This window comes from Alteromonas sp. ABE4_545, from assembly GCF_056161325.1.
Genome location: NZ_JBSWYY010000011.1, coordinates 57,405 through 72,849, shown reverse-complemented (window position 1 = coordinate 72,849; position 15,445 = coordinate 57,405). Strand labels below are relative to the sequence as shown.

The window sequence follows — 15,445 nt, the reverse complement described above, 5'->3', positions numbered from 1 at the left end:
ACCTAAAGACATAACTTTGGTGAATAGTTAACCATTATTGCCGCCATTACATTTGATGCAGTGCCGATTGCGCGGTGAGTGTAATTTGTTCCCTCAGTTGGGCCATTAACGCACTTTCACTTTGCCAGTAATGCCAGAATAACGGTGTATCCATAAAGTAATTTGCTTTGAGGTCGACCAATTGCCCATTGTCGAGGTAAGGCTGCATTTGTAATTCGGGCAACAAGCCATAACCCAACCCAGCTAACACACCACGTAAAAACCCCTCTGAAGACGGGCACAAATGTGTTTTTTGCGGTGCAATGCCACATTGATGTTGTAAGAACTGATGCTGTAACTGGTCGTCTTGATTAAACACCAAACAAGGTGCATGAGGCAGATGAGTTGTTAATGCCTGATTTAACTTAAATCGCTGAATGAAATCTGGGCTTGCGACTGCCCGATAACGCAGCGAGCCTAGTGGCATGACCTTAGCCCCATTCAGCGCCTGATTGCTAGCACAAATACACGCCATTACATCGCCCTGTTTCATCCGCTTTAAGCCTACAGATTGGTCTTCTACCACAAAGTCGAAACACAATTGAGGATGCTCAGGTAATACCAACGCTTGAGGCAACCATGTTGCCAGTGAGTCAGCATTCACGGCTAAACGAATGGTAGAAATACTGGTTTCATCCAGCCCTAAGGTCGATTCCATTTGCCGTACTTGCTGCAAATGATTCAATAGCCGCTGCCCAACCGGCGTAGGCATAGGCGGAGACGAGCGCAACAACACTGGCTGACCCACTATAGATTCCAGCTGTTTAATTCTATGGCTTACTGCCGATTGGGTTAAAAACAAAGCTTGGGCCGCTTTTTCAAAGCCACCTTTACTGACCACAGCCGACAACGCATCTAATAATCGATAATCAATCATGAATTTAATTAATACAGCATAAAATACATTCGTTTGATTAATCATACCTCGACCGTAAACTGCGCAGCAAGATCATTAGCAAACGAGAACAGAAGTGACTTTTTTATTAGGGTTTGGCGTAGGGTTAAGTTTAATTGTGGCCATTGGTGCGCAAAATATCTGGGTATTGAGCCAAAGTATGGCGGGGGCAAACCGCGTGGTGATCGCCACCGTTTGTATTTTGTGTGATTGCTTGTTGATTGCCCTTGGCGTTTTCGCAGTTAAACACGTACAAGTACTTATTCCACCTTTAGTACCGGTATTAACTTGGCTAGGGGTTGCACTACTATTATGGCTAGCTTGGCAAGCGGCACAACGTGTGTGGGCCGGAGGAACAGGCTTACAAGTAGATAACAGCATGCCGGTACAAAGCGCGTCGAAAACCGCTCTAACGGCGCTCGCTATCACGCTACTGAACCCCCACGTTTATTTAGACACGGTCTTTTTAATTGGTGGCGTGGCTAATCAGCAACCTAGCCCCGTGATATTTATGGTGGGCGCCTGTGCCGCTTCGTTGGTGTGGTTTTCTAGCCTGACCGCGTTAGCTCCAAAATTAAAAATTTGGCTCAACTCGCCTCGTCGTTGGCAAATGTTCGATAGCGTTATCGCCCTATTGCTGGGTGGAATTGCGGTGAATTTAGCATTGGGGTAACGCCTTGTTTGGGTTACCATTCGCCCCACGAGTTACAGTAAACGAGAATAACCATGACTGACGAAATCAAATTTGAAGATATCGAGATTGGCGACGGCAAAGAAGTCAAAAAAGGCGCGTTGATCACGGCACATTATCGCGGACAGTTAGAAGACGGCACTGAGTTCGACTCTTCCTATGAAAAAGGCCGCCCATTTCAAACCGTGTTATCACAGAAAAAAGTGATTAAAGGCTGGTTTTTAGGCATTCAAGGCATGAAAGAAGGTGGTAAACGCAAATTATGGGTGCCGGCCGAACTGGGGTATGGCGAACGGCAAGTTGGCAAAATCCCGCCTAACAGCGATTTGTATTTCGAAATTGAGTTAATCGAAGCGCTAAACAGAGACGACTAATCTCACACTCATTATCAGATATAGCGTTAAATAGTATCGATGATCAGAATGGCGCTATGTCTGACATCGCAGTAACATAGTGCGTTTTTAGGCGCTCTTTAACCGAGTGCCTTCTCCTTTATACGGATTACCCAGCGCCTATGTGGTCAAAAGCACTGTTAGGATTATTACTCGGACGCATTGCGACCACCTTGATTGGCTCTACCATGTCGGTTTCTATCGGCTGGCATTTGTATCAAGCCACGGGTAACGCCTTTGACCTTGCGCTTATTGGCCTGTTCCAAATCATTCCAGTACTCACCCTGTCTCTGTTCACTGGCTGGGTGGCCGATAATTTCTCCCGCCGTAAAATTCTTATCGGCGCGGCTATTTCCCAGCTAGCTGTTTTACTCGCTGTGGCCATTACTATGGCACAACCCGAGTTAAACAAGTGGTATTTGTATATGGCTTTGATGGTACTGGGCGTTGGCCGCGCGTTTTTTGCGCCGGCTATTCAGTCGATGCTGCCGAATATTGTTCCTACAGAGCATTTAAACCGGGCTGTGGCCCTCATGAGTTCAGCATGGAATATGGCATTAACCATCGGCCCTTTTATTGCTGGCATATTATTAGCCGCACTAGACGTGCAACTCTATTGGTTGCTCTTGGCATTGGGTGTATTCACCGTGTCGGGCTTTTGGATGTTACCCGAAGTCACCGTAAAATCAGACCGCACATTTAGCCTTCAAGATTTGCTCGGCGGCGTGGTGTACTTACGCCAGAACAACGCCGTATTAGGCAGTATGGCTATCGATTTAATGATTGTACTGTGTGGCAGCGTCATGGCCATTTTACCCGTATTCGTAAGCGATGTTCTTCACGCCGGACCAGAAACACTAGGGCTACTGCGTGCCATGCCAGCCATAGGTGCAACACTGGTTGGGCTAACCATTACCCGACGTAAAAAAGCCATTCAGCGCAATGGTAGATTACTGTTTATCGCGCTCACCATCTTTGCCTCATCAATCATTTTGTTCGCGCTATCCGACACCGTACTCATCGCCTGTATTGCGCTGTTTATTTATGGCGGTTCAGACATGATAAGCGTGGTGATCAGAAGCTCAGTGGTACAAATTCTTACTCCCGACAACTTACGTGGAAGAGTGAGCGCGCTTAACTCTCTATTTATTGCCTCATCAAACGAGCTTGGTGATTTTCGAGCAGGCTCAGTCACCGCTCTTATCGGCCCAGTAGCGGGAGCACTACTTGGAGGCATTATGGCTTTTGGTGTTGTAGGCATGAGCGCGGTGTGGTTTAAGTCGTTGCGAAACTTAAAAACAATATCTGCCCAGCCTCAGCAAAGCAGGCCTGATTAACGGCCGTTCCAAGGGTATCAATATCGAAAAAAACGCTCTAAAATGCACAAGAATCATCTATAATTCCCGTTTTTGTTAAACTTTACTGGCAGTAATAATTCCTATGCTTCATTGGCTTAACGCATCGCTAAACAGAAAGATTGGTAGCCTTTTTGTTGTGCTACTTTCGTTTCTTTTCGTGGTGATTATTTTCTCCATTTATAAGCTTCGACTAATTGACTACGAAATGAAGGAAGTGGCCGAAGTCGATATCCCGCTCAATGATATGATGGGCCAAGCCGAAATGTTGCAACTCAAGCAGCACATTTTTATGGAGCAATTTCGTCGGTTAGGTGGGTTTGGAGAAATGACAATTGACCCCAAGCAACAATTTTCTGACCGCAAACAGGAATTAGTACAGCTGCTAAATGGGGCCACCACCCTCATTTCTAAAAACATTGAGCGCCATAAAATTCGCTTTGAACTCCTCGAACATCAAGCCTTATTAGCTGAAATAGCCTCATTCCACCAAATAAGTAATAACTTTGAAAAACACCTAGAGGTTATTATTGACGAAAGTGAAGTGACAGAATCGGAATGGCAAGACATTGAACTCGTCGCCCGTTCACTCGATGCCAGTATGAACGCGATATTAGCGGAGATAGAAGCCGTTACCCAAGAAGCCGCTCACTACACAGAAAAACACGAGCAAGAGTTTCTTTACGTCAATAGTTTGCTAGGGATTGCAGCGTTAGTAATAGGCTTATTTTTAACCATTTATATCATTCAAATTATACGGTTAAGAATTCTCAAAATTCATCAGCAGGTAGAAAGCATTCACGACTCAATTGAATCTGGCACGCCAATTCAAATCGCCTCTCAAAAGGCTGAAAAATACAAACCACAAGACGAACTCGGTGAGTTAGAAGTAGACCTACAAAAAATGATGCGCCGTTTGTCAGACGAGATGGCTGGCCGGTTAGAAGTCGAAAAGCAACTCATTATGCTGGCCACACGAGATAAATTAACTGGTGCTTATAATCGCCATAAATGGGAAGAACAAATTCAAGTTTCTCTCGACCTAGCGCAGCGTGGCGTTTCTTTTTCTATCATCATGCTCGATATCGACCACTTCAAAAATATTAACGACCAATATGGTCACCACACTGGCGATGAAGTGCTTCGTTGTTTTGTCGACGAACTAAGCGTTTGCCTAAGACAATCTGATTTCTTATTTAGAATGGGAGGCGAGGAATTTGCCGTGCTCTTGCCGCAACAGTCGCTAGTACAGGCTCAATCAGTGGGTGAGCGAATCAGAACAAGAATAGCGGCGCTTGAAAAAGAAAATATTCCCAAGTTTACTGTCAGCCTTGGTATTAGTACCTACGACGACGGCGACGACGAAAACGCAATTCTAATGCGTGCCGACAAAGCTCTGTATCAGTCTAAGCTCAATGGGCGTAATCAGGTAACGCTTGAGAGTGAAAGTGACAGTGAAAACGCACAACCGAGTTAGCAACTAATCATGTACACATAGATTTAGCAATGTCTACAAACGCTTTTAAAGCCGGGTTTTCATTGTCGCTGCGCCAAATCATTGCATAATCCACTTCAGGGGCGTTAGCTAATGGAATAAATTTAACGTTCTCATGTTGTAACTTTTGTATCGGTTCAGGTACTAATGCCACCCCCAAGTCTTCCGCCACCAGCGTGACAATGGTTTGTTGTAATTGGGTTTCCAACACCACTTCAGGTACAAAGTCAGCACTCCGACAATAACCTTCAATGGCTTCACGCAATGCTGGCGCAACGTTAAATGGCGTAGCAATAAAAGGAAATGCAGACAACATAGCCGCGGTTACTCGCGGTTCCTGAGATAAAGGGTGCGCTCTGTGAACTGCGTGGCACAATTTTTCAGAGCAGATATCCAGCGCCACCATCCCGACCGGCACGCTAGGCTTAAGCATAATTGCTCCATCAAACTCCCCTTTTTGTACACTGTTAACCAACTGACTGGGCAGCACCTCCTGTAATCGCAACGACACTTTAGGAAAGTCACGCATAAATTTTCGTGTAATCCCCGGCACAATATTAAAGGCAGCGTGCATCATAAAACCGATATTCAATGCCCCTAACTTACCTTCATACACAAGCCTTGCATTAACGCTAGCCTGTTCTGCGGTGCGCAAAATACGTTTTGCATCGTCATAAAACTGTTGCCCGGCTGGCGTTAATGACACGCCCTTAGGATGTCGTTTGAAAAGTGTTACCCCGAGCGACTTTTCAAGCAATGCGATTTGACGGCTCAACGGCGGTTGGGTGATATGCAATAGTTCTGCGGCCCTGCCGACATGCAAGGTCTCGGCAACCACAACAAAGTACTGTAACTGGCGAAAATGATACATGATTCAAAAAAGGTATTAAGCAGTGCTTTAATATGCATTTGAACGTATCGAAATTCCACATTACTGTAAAGCCCCTTCACTCAAACAGGACTTAATGTGCCAACCACGCTCACCATCATCACGCCGATTTTTGCACTCATATTATGTGGCTGGACGATACGCCGTATGCAATGGGTGAGTGACGCAACCACAGTAGAACTAAATAAGTTTGTTGTAATCCTCGCGCTACCAGCTTTGCTATTCGACACTGTGGCCAATGCACAATGGAAAGCACTTTGGTTACCCGATTTTATCTCGCTGTTTTTTATCGCCACATTATTACTTTTCGTACTCACCATTGCTCTGAACCATAACGGGCAAACATCGTTGTCGAACGCCACTATTGATGGGCTGAACGCCAGTTATGCCAACACCGGCTTTATGGGGTTTCCGTTACTGTTAGCCGTGGCCGGAGACAGCGCCAAGCCTCTGGTATTAATTGCGACTCTCATCACGGTGTGCATTTTATTTGCCTTAGCCATCTTGTTATTGGAAATGAGTTGCCAAGCCAAAGCCCCGCGATGGCAGCTAACCTTAAACATTGCGTTAAAGCTGTTGAAAAACCCCATCGTCTTGGCGCCATTGTGCACAAGCTTTTTTCCACTCACCGGTTTTACAATACCGAACATAATCAATACCCCATTCCATATACTCGGCGCGGCCGCCGCCCCCTGCGCTTTGGTTACCATTGGATTATTTCTTGGTGGGCAAAAAAGTACGTCAGTGCTGGTGACGAAAAAAAGCATCTACCTCGTGTTAACCAAGTTAATCATTCACCCTGCACTCGTCATAGGGCTAGCGACTTGGTGTTTTTCGCTTCCAGAAAATTTAACCTATTGCGCTGTATTACTCGCGGCGTTACCCACAGGGACAGGCCCATTTATGCTGGCAGAATATTATAGGCAGGAACCAGCTATTACTTCAGAAAGTATATTTTTATCAACATTGCTATCGCCTATTACCTTAGCGATTATCATGCTGTTGTTTGCTCCGTGAAACTTAACAAGCCTCGTCAAGCGCCCCGCGATAGCTCTCAACTGAAGATTGAGAGTATAAACACACCAGTTTGGTTGAAGTAGTGTGTATTTCTGCTGAGCGAGTCTCCCAACTCAATATGTTTACCAGAACAAACAAAAACCTCAACTCCAACCCCGTAATGTTTGCCAAAGCAAACAATTGAAGGTCTGCCCTGACATTACATTTCTACATAGGTATTTGGAAAGCTAGAAGCTAGTACCATTTATCTACAAACCGATAGCAATTCCACCAAACAGGCAAAAAGCTCAAAAAACAAACTGGCGGCGAGGTAAAAAGAGTGTTAATATCCGCCCGCCTTTAAAGGGTACTATTGATATTTACTAATGCTCCTTCCGTTCGTCCATTGTTAGTCTCTTCCAGTGATTTACATTTAGACCGTTACAGATCTAAGCCAGCTAAACAAAAGATAGCCCTTCAATGCAATACATTGCGCATAACGCGTAAAAACAATTTAATTATTTTTGGAGTTATCCATGTCTAAATCTACTGGTACAGTAAAATGGTTCGACGAAACTAAAGGTTTCGGTTTTATCACTCAAGCAGACGGCGGCAAAGACGTGTTTGTACACTTCCGTGCAATCAAATCTGAAGGCTTCCGCACTTTGACTGAAGGTCAAAACGTAGAATTCGTAGTAGAACAAGGTCAAAAAGGCCCTCAAGCTTCTGAAGTAGTAGTACTTTAAGCTGTTCTACGCAGGCGCATTTTTGCGCCTGCGGCGTTTGATGCATGAACTTGCACAAACACTGCAACTTAGAGCCTCACGGTTCAATCAATCAAGCACCTCGCTACATTCGTTTTTCTCTCGTTTCGGAATTTTAATGTCGTTTAGTCAATTAGGGCTTTGTAAGCCATTGCTTCAAGCTGTTAGCGAAAAAGGCTACAGCACTCCTTCCCCCATTCAACAGGAAGCAATTCCTGCCATACTGACAGGCAAGGATGTTCTGGCTGCGGCACAAACCGGCACTGGAAAAACAGCAGGTTTTACATTACCTATTTTACATCGCTTGGCCGATGCTGACCGAGTAAAACCCAATCATGTACGCGCATTGATCCTCACCCCAACCCGCGAATTAGCGGCGCAGGTAGAAGCGAACGTGAAGGACTATTCCAAGCACATGCGCATTAAAAGTGCGGTTGTGTTCGGCGGGGTCAGTATTAACCCTCAAATGCGTAACTTGCGTTTAGGCTGCGACGTATTAGTCGCCACACCAGGTCGATTACTCGACTTGTATCAGCAAAACGCAATCAAATTTAGCCAGTTGGAAATGCTCGTGCTCGACGAAGCCGATCGCATGCTCGACATGGGCTTTATTCACGACATAAAACGCATATTAAAATTGCTACCCAAACAGCGCCAAACGCTGTTGTTTTCTGCCACTTTCTCGCCAACAGTGACCGAATTGGCAGAATCGATCACGCAAAACCCAATTAAAGTCTCAACCGCGCCGGTGAATACCACAGTGGATAAAATTGAGCAGCATTTGATCACGGTAGACAAATCGAAAAAAATCACGGCATTGATCACCTTGATCAAGCAAAAAGGCTGGACCCAAACCCTGGTTTTCAGTCGCACAAAACACGGTGCAAACCGTATTGCCAGTAAACTGGAAACCGCGAAGCTTCCCAGTGCCGCCATTCACGGCAACAAGAGCCAAGGGGCCAGAACCAAAGCATTAGCCCAGTTTAAGGATGGAAAGATTAGGGTATTGGTTGCCACCGATATTGCTGCGCGCGGCATTGATATTTCACAGCTTCCCGTGGTGATTAACCTAGACCTTCCCAACACGGCAGCCGATTACGTGCACCGTATTGGCCGTACCGGACGCGCTGGCGCAATTGGCGAAGCTTGGTCTTTTGTTAGTGCCGACGAAGTTGAGCAACTACAAGATATTGAGCAACTCACTCAACAGCTATTTGTTCGTGAAACAATGGAAGGCTTTGAGCCGCTTACGCCTGTACCTGAAACGCGCTTGAAGGCACCGAAAAAGCCTAAAAAACCCAAGAAGCCGAAAAAGCCAAAAGCGGCTCAAGATAAAAAGCCACAAACAGCAAAGACAACTCAAACGACAAAGACAAACAGCAGCGCTACCCCCAAACCTAAGCGCCGCAATCCTTCTCGCCGTCGTAAACCTGCTGCGTCATAACACATTGCAAACAGCTAGGTCTTTCCCATTGGGTAAAAATCGTAGAGAATACGGGCATTATTAAAAGCCGAAGGACAACCCTTCGGCCCTTTATTGCAGGATTATCCTATGCCAAAGGCAAGCGAAATTAAAAAGAACAACACCATCGTGTTTAACGGCAAAACCTGTATTGTGCGTGATATTGAACGCTCTGTACCTCAAGGTCGCGCAGGTGGCAGCATATACCGCATGCGTATGTACGATGTGGTAACAGGCGCTAAATTTGACGAAACATTCAAAGATTCAGACATGTTAGATATGGCAGATTTGTCTCGTCGCCCTGTAATGTTTTCTTACATGGATGGCGATGAATATGTGTTCATGGACAAAGAAGATTACACGCCGTATCACCTGAATAAAGAGTCTATTGCTGAAGAAGCGTTATTCATTAACGAAGAGACAGACGGCATTCAAGTGGTTATTGTGAGTGATGCGCCAGTAGCACTTGATCTACCTATGAGCGTAGAACTACAAATTGTGGAAACCGACCCGTCAATTAAAGGCGCGTCTGCAACTTCGCGTACTAAGCCAGCCACCCTATCTACCGGTTTGGTTGTTCAAGTACCTGAATATATCAGCACTGGCGAGTGGATTAAGATCAATACCGAAGAGCGCAAATTCCAGAGCCGTGGTGACAAACACTAATCTGTGATTTAGTTTAGCCCCTAGCAATTAAACCTAGCGATTAAGCGCAGGGGCTAAACATTAAAACTCAGTGGTTTCAAAACTCAATAGTTTCAAAACTCAATCGTGTCGCCTTCATTCAATATATGAAGTGGTACATCGGCATCGAGTTCATCGTACATATGCAACAAGCGGAACAATGCCGAATGGGACGTTTTATCCCCCATCCGCCAACTCGCATTGCCATAACCCCAAGGCACCATTGCCTTACATCCCAACTCTTTAGCCGCAACAAGCGCATCTTCAGGTGTTGCGTGTACTTTGCGATAAAACTTTGGCGACTCTTCGCTAAAGTAAGAAGCAATGGGTAATAAACAAATATCTATACTGCCAAATCGCTTGGCGATATCTTTAAAGTGCGGCGAATAACCCGTATCACCAGCGAAAAACAGGGTTTTTCCATTGTTTTCCAGCACCCAGCCACCCCATAGGGATTTGTTGTTGTCTTCGTAGATATAAGGCACCAGAATGCGATTACTAAAGTGATGCGCAGGCACAAAATGCACGGTCGTCTCCCCCACCTGCTTATTGGCATACCAAGCCATTTCACTGATGTTGTAGCCATTTTGGGCAAAGTGCGTCGCAAAGCCCATGGGTACAAGATACTTAGGCGCTGTGCCTATTTTGCCAATATCGCTTTTATTAAAGTGGTCGTAATGAATATGGGAATACATTACCGCATCAGCGCTGTGTAATGCCTCTGGGGGTAAAGGAGCGGGCTTGTTGCGAAAAAAACCATCCGACAACTTAAATGCCCAATTCACCGGCCAATCGAACTGGTCGAATACCGGGTCGAATAAAAAGCGCTGACCGTTCGCCGTTTGAATATAAAAGCTGGCGTGGCCCAGCCAAGTAACGCTAAAGCCAGTGTCTGTTTCCACCTCACGCTTATCACCGGTATACAAGCAATCTTGCATGGGTGACTCACACGCAATAAGCGGTGTGGGTTGATAGCAGTTTTCCGTACAGGTAACCGGATAATCACTGAACTTAGCGTAGATGTTTTGATACCTGTCTTCATAGCCCTCAACATCGGCATAGACAACCAAGGATGATTCAGGCGCAATCACATCCACACGGTTATTTACGCTGCATCCTGTCAGTAATGCGATTCCCAGTAACAACAAGCCTCGGTACATTCGGTAGTCCTTTGTATATTTCGAAGCGAAGTGTAACAAGTTTCAGTTGGGTAGCGCACTGTTGGTGTTTGGGGATTGTGTAACTAAAGGTTATTTTGGTGAGTTGTGTATGCGTGATTCGACATAAACATAGAGTCAATTGATTGAGGTTTCTTCGCTAGAGTTTTTGTTTGTTTAGTTCGACCAACATAGAAAACTGTGAAAAGTATTGTTTAAGCGGATAAGGGCCTCATTATTGGAACATTACATAGTTTATGTAATCATAAAGTACAAAGTGTCTAAGGTACTAGGGACTTGCCATTACGTAATTCTCTAAGGCTATCTGATAGAGTTTAGCGCACACAAAGGAATTTTATTAGTTGTTAAGGATGCTTTTAGATGCAGTTCGTTAAAAATGGACCTGATGTACCAGAAAAATTACTTCAAGCACAAGAAGAAGGCAAAGTAGTCTTTTTTTGTGGCGCAGGTATTTCATTACCTGCGGGGTTACCAAGCTTCGGTGGTTTAGTGCGGAAACTTTATGAGAAGATGGGTGTAATTCCTGATGCAGTGCAGGAACAAGCATTAAAAGCTGAGCAATTTGATACCGCTGTGTCGTTGTTAGAAGCCGTAAAGCATACTAATGAATGGCGGAGGGATGTTCGGCAGGAAATAGCAAAACTATTAAAACCCGATTACGATCTTACCAATGCGACATCTACTCACCGAGCACTGCTTCAACTGTCATTAACGAAGGATAAAAAGACTAGATTAATTACTACAAATTTTGATCGTATATTCGACAAAGCCGGTGATCAAGAAGATTTGGAATACCCTGTATATAAAGCTCCATTACTACCAGTACCCAAAAGTAGGTGGGATGGTTTAGTTTACTTACACGGTCTTTTACCAGAGTCATTTAATAATGCTGAGTTAGATCATTTGGTAATTTCAAGTGGCGATTTTGGTTTGGCGTATTTGACAGAACGTTGGGCAGCCCGATTTGTAAGCGAGTTATTTCGCAGCTTTACCGTTTGTTTTATTGGTTATAGTCTAAATGATCCAGTTCTACGCTATATGATGGATGCGTTAGCTGCTGACCGATTATTGGGAGAGTCACCACCCGAAATGTTTGCTTTTGGAGAATTTAAGAAAGGCAAATTTGACGATGAGTATAAGCAGTGGAAAGCAAAAAACGTTACCCCTATTTTATATAAGAGTTTTCAGAACCATTATTACTTACATAAGACGCTAATAAATTGGTCTAATATTTATAAAGATGGTCTTAGTGGCAAAGAACAAATAGTAGCTACTACCGCACCATTTAAACCAACTAGTTCCGACTACTATAATGAATATGCGAGGAGATTAGCTTGGGCCCTAAGCGATCCAAGTGGCATTCCAGCAAAGACATTTTCAAACCTCACCCCTTCGCCTCCTTTAAGTTGGTTGACAGTTTTAGATTCTATCGAATTAAAGGGGGAAGAATTAAATCGTTTTGGAATTTTCGATTCTAGAATAAAAGCAGATGCAACTTTCAGTTTATTTTGTCGCCCGGCAAGAAGTTCCCAATCACCATTAATGGCTCTATCTCATTCCTCTCATATCGAACCTCAGTGGGATGATGTGATGCGAGGGCTTAGCAAATGGCTTGTAAGTCATCTTAATAACCCTGAACTGGTTTTGTTTCTTCAAAAAAGAGGGGGCGTGCTAAATAGTCAACTTCACTTTTTGATTGAGAAAGAGATATCGGAACAAAGACAGCAGAAAAAAGATGAAAACAACGCATATTTTGAAGAGTTAAATCGAAAAAGTAGTGATGCTGTTTTAAGTGAAGAAATGTTAACCGTTTGGAGTTTAGTTTTAGCTGACTATTGCGCTCATTCTGCACATCACCACAACCTTTACAATTGGACTGGTGAGTATAAAAAAACAGGAATAACACCTACATTAAAAAACAAACTTAGAAAGGCTTTAGCTCCAAAAGTTACTTTTACAAAACCATTAAGCTCAGCGGACGACGAGGATAGAAAAGGGATAAGAAAATATCTTGATTGGGAGGTAGATATTAGCTCTTCATTCGTACATTCGACGGTTGAACATATATCAAAGGTTGATACGTGGAGTTCGGATATATCTTCAATCTTTTCTGACGTAAATGCATTGTTGATTGAGCTTATGGAATTAAAGTCTGTCCTTGGCGGAGTTGACGAACATACTGACTACACGTACATACATCAGCCGTCAATTTCTGAGCATCCTCAAAATAAAGATTATAACAATTGGACTATTTTAATTGATCTTGTCAGAGACTCATGGCTTTCGTTACTAGAAAAGAATGCAAACAAAGCGAAAAGTATAGTGTCAATCTGGTGGTTAACCCCTTTTCCGATTTTCAAAAGATTGGCATTTTTTGCTGCGTCTAAAACTCCTTTGATTACTGCAGAAGAGATTAATGGTTGGTTAGAGCAAGAAGATGCTAGGTGGCTTTGGAGCGTATCTTCACAAAGAGAACTTTTGCAATTATTACCACATTTGGTTGAGCGTTTTGACACAAGAAACACTAAGCGTTTGTTGGTAAATATTTGTTTAGGCCCAAAGAGAGAGTGGTTTAGAGAAAATTTAACGGAAGAAATGTTTAGTAATTTGGTTATCAGGGAACAATGGTTGCGTCTAGAAAAGCTGAAACAGGCAGGCCTAGTCTTTAATGAAGAAGCTGAGCGAGTTTATCAAAACATTATACAAGAAAATCCCCAGTGGCAGTTGGAAGAAGAACAAAGAGAAGAGTTTCCTTTTTGGATGGGAGATGGAAGTTACTATCGAGATACTTTTCCTAGCCCAACTAATGAAGCCGAACTGATAGAGTGGTTAAAATCCAAACCAGATCACGATAATTGGGACGACGATGATTGGCCAATTCGATGCAAGAATGATTTTACATTGGCTCAAAACGCACTGTTAGCACTTGAAAAAGATGATATTTGGATACCTGAACGTTGGAGAGAAGCACTAAATACTTGGACTCAGTCAAAGCGACTAAGTATTAAAGCTTGGCGGTCTTTATCAAATGTCTTTATTGAGATGGATGAGTATAAATTAAAAGATATTGCTTGGAATCTATCACGGTGGTTGAAAAACAATACTAACTGTAGAGCTCTGCGGGAAGAGCAGTATTTCTCCTTTGTTGATAGATTGTTAACCGCGCCATATGACTTTGATTATAATGAGGAAAATGATGCAGTTACAACGGCAATAAACCACCCCATAGGTATCACTACTGAAAGCTTATTTATTCGCTGGTATGAAGAAAAACCTAACGATAATGAAGGGCTTGAAGATAAATATCGTGAACGATTTGAGATGTTAGTGGCTAATGAAAGCGATGTTTATCACTTATCTAGGGCAATTGTAATAACCAACGCACTATCACTTTACAGAGTTTCACCTAATTGGTCGAATCAACATATTATCCCCTTATTCAATTGGGAAAACAGGGTGGTTGCGACTCTAGCTTGGAGAAGTTATTTATGGTCGCCAAGATTACATAAATCGTTTTTAGTAAGTATCAAGTCAGATCTCTTGGAAGCGGCTAATTTCTATGAAGATTTAGGTGAAACAAAAGAGCAATATTCAAGATTTTTGACCTACATAGCTCTTCAAAAATATGAAGAATTTAAAACCAAAGAACTAGCTAAAGCATTCAATTCGCTGCCAGAGAGTGCGCTATATGGAGTTGTTTTGTCCTTAAGCAACGCGCTGTCTAATTCAGGAAGCAAGTATATAGAGTATTGGAACCATCGCATAAAGCACTTTCTAACTAAAATATGGCCAAAAGAAATCGATCCATCAGAACAAACTGTTAATCAATTAGCATTACTTTGTATCAATGCTAAAGAGAATTTTGTAGATGCATTGAATTTGTTAAAGCATAACTTAAACAGGATTGATGACTCTCATTATCTTATACATAAATTAAAACATAGTGAGATTATTGAGTCATACCCAAAAGAGTCTTTGGCTTTTCTAGATATGCTTATTACTGATACGCCAACATTTAGACCACCATTTAAGCTGAGAGATTGTTTAGATAAAGTATTAGAGCGAGCCCCCGAATTGAGTGGCGATCTGGCGTATCAACGTCTCGATAATTTACTCAGGCGTTTTGAATGAGTTGAGTATGGCGTTTATTTAAATATAGAGAAAGTCGACTCCGGCTGAGATTGGCCGTAGGCATAGAGCTTTCCATACTTTTTAGAATTCGAAGTCAGTCGTTTTTATACCGACTAGACTAGTAACTCAAAAATATCCCAAAATGAGCGAGGGTGGCCGTCTGCAGATTTGAGATCTCTTTGGAGCATCGAAGATTAATTAATATGTATATTACTTTTCAAATTTAAAAAAAACGAGCTCTAATTCGGAGCTCGTTTTTCCTTTCCTCAGTTCCCAACTTCAATTGTCGGGATCAACATGGAGAACAACAATTAAAATTGTGAATGGCTACCTATAAAAATCAGTGTGTTGCGCTTCGTCAAAATGCAATTAAATTTGTGAATAGTTAGCTCCCCCTAAAAATCTAATTAGCATCCAATACAATTAAATTTGTGAACGCAGATTTGTGTTGTATGTCTGAGCTTCAATAAGCTT

Annotated in this window: 12 protein-coding genes; 9 read left to right on the top strand and 3 right to left on the bottom strand. The window is 43.1% G+C overall.

Annotation, left to right across the window (positions count from 1 at the left end; genetic code table 11):
• Positions 1–46 precede the first annotated feature (46 nt).
• Positions 47–961 carry a LysR family transcriptional regulator ArgP gene (locus ACXAH6_RS11835; RefSeq protein ID WP_474877071.1) on the bottom strand — a complete coding sequence of 305 codons (915 nt, stop codon included), beginning with the start codon at positions 959–961 and terminating at the stop codon, positions 47–49.
• Positions 962–1,010: 49 nt separating this feature from the next.
• Here ACXAH6_RS11835 and ACXAH6_RS11830 point away from each other — a divergent pair, with 49 nt between their 5' ends.
• From ACXAH6_RS11830 to ACXAH6_RS11815, 4 genes are all read left to right on the top strand, one after another.
• Positions 1,011–1,607 (top strand): LysE/ArgO family amino acid transporter, encoded by a 597-nt coding sequence (locus ACXAH6_RS11830; RefSeq protein ID WP_474877069.1) that lies wholly within the window; start codon positions 1,011–1,013, stop codon positions 1,605–1,607.
• 53 nt (positions 1,608–1,660) lie between these two features.
• On the top strand, positions 1,661–1,999 hold the full coding sequence (locus ACXAH6_RS11825; protein WP_474877067.1) for an FKBP-type peptidyl-prolyl cis-trans isomerase: 339 nt from the start codon (positions 1,661–1,663) through the stop codon (positions 1,997–1,999).
• A 140-nt stretch (positions 2,000–2,139) separates the two neighbouring features.
• Positions 2,140–3,354 carry an MFS transporter gene (locus tag ACXAH6_RS11820; protein ID WP_474877065.1) on the top strand — a complete coding sequence of 405 codons (1,215 nt, stop codon included), beginning with the start codon at positions 2,140–2,142 and terminating at the stop codon, positions 3,352–3,354.
• A 226-nt stretch (positions 3,355–3,580) separates the two neighbouring features.
• The gene (locus ACXAH6_RS11815) at positions 3,581–4,849 is read left to right on the top strand and encodes a GGDEF domain-containing protein (protein WP_474877063.1); all 1,269 of its coding nucleotides are present in this window, start codon (positions 3,581–3,583) and stop codon (positions 4,847–4,849) included.
• Between the two features lie 7 nt (positions 4,850–4,856).
• On the opposite strand, the gene ACXAH6_RS11810 is transcribed toward ACXAH6_RS11815, so the two are convergent.
• Positions 4,857–5,738 carry a LysR family transcriptional regulator gene (locus tag ACXAH6_RS11810; protein WP_474877061.1) on the bottom strand — a complete coding sequence of 294 codons (882 nt, stop codon included), beginning with the start codon at positions 5,736–5,738 and terminating at the stop codon, positions 4,857–4,859.
• Between the two features lie 96 nt (positions 5,739–5,834).
• Here ACXAH6_RS11810 and ACXAH6_RS11805 point away from each other — a divergent pair, with 96 nt between their 5' ends.
• The 4 genes from ACXAH6_RS11805 (at position 5,835) to efpL (ending at position 9,644) form a co-directional block, all read left to right on the top strand.
• Complete coding sequence (locus tag ACXAH6_RS11805) at positions 5,835–6,773, top strand: AEC family transporter (RefSeq protein ID WP_474877059.1); 939 nt, start codon at positions 5,835–5,837, stop codon at positions 6,771–6,773.
• A gap of 515 nt (positions 6,774–7,288) precedes the next feature.
• Entirely contained in the window at positions 7,289–7,498 is a 210-nt protein-coding gene (gene cspE / locus ACXAH6_RS11800) for a transcription antiterminator/RNA stability regulator CspE (protein WP_474877058.1), read from the top strand.
• A gap of 136 nt (positions 7,499–7,634) precedes the next feature.
• The gene (locus tag ACXAH6_RS11795; protein WP_474877056.1) at positions 7,635–8,960 is read left to right on the top strand and encodes a DEAD/DEAH box helicase; all 1,326 of its coding nucleotides are present in this window, start codon (positions 7,635–7,637) and stop codon (positions 8,958–8,960) included.
• 108 nt (positions 8,961–9,068) lie between these two features.
• Complete coding sequence (efpL, locus tag ACXAH6_RS11790) at positions 9,069–9,644, top strand: elongation factor P-like protein EfpL (RefSeq protein ID WP_474877054.1); 576 nt, start codon at positions 9,069–9,071, stop codon at positions 9,642–9,644.
• A gap of 92 nt (positions 9,645–9,736) precedes the next feature.
• On the opposite strand, the gene ACXAH6_RS11785 is transcribed toward efpL, so the two are convergent.
• Positions 9,737–10,822: an MBL fold metallo-hydrolase gene (locus ACXAH6_RS11785; RefSeq protein ID WP_474877052.1), complete on the bottom strand. Its 1,086-nt coding sequence runs from the start codon at positions 10,820–10,822 to the stop codon at positions 9,737–9,739.
• Positions 10,823–11,200: 378 nt separating this feature from the next.
• On the opposite strand from ACXAH6_RS11785, the gene dsr1 reads away from it, so the two are divergent.
• Complete coding sequence (gene dsr1 / locus ACXAH6_RS11780) at positions 11,201–14,971, top strand: anti-phage defense-associated sirtuin Dsr1 (protein ID WP_474877050.1); 3,771 nt, start codon at positions 11,201–11,203, stop codon at positions 14,969–14,971.
• The last annotated feature ends 474 nt before the right edge of the window (positions 14,972–15,445 follow it).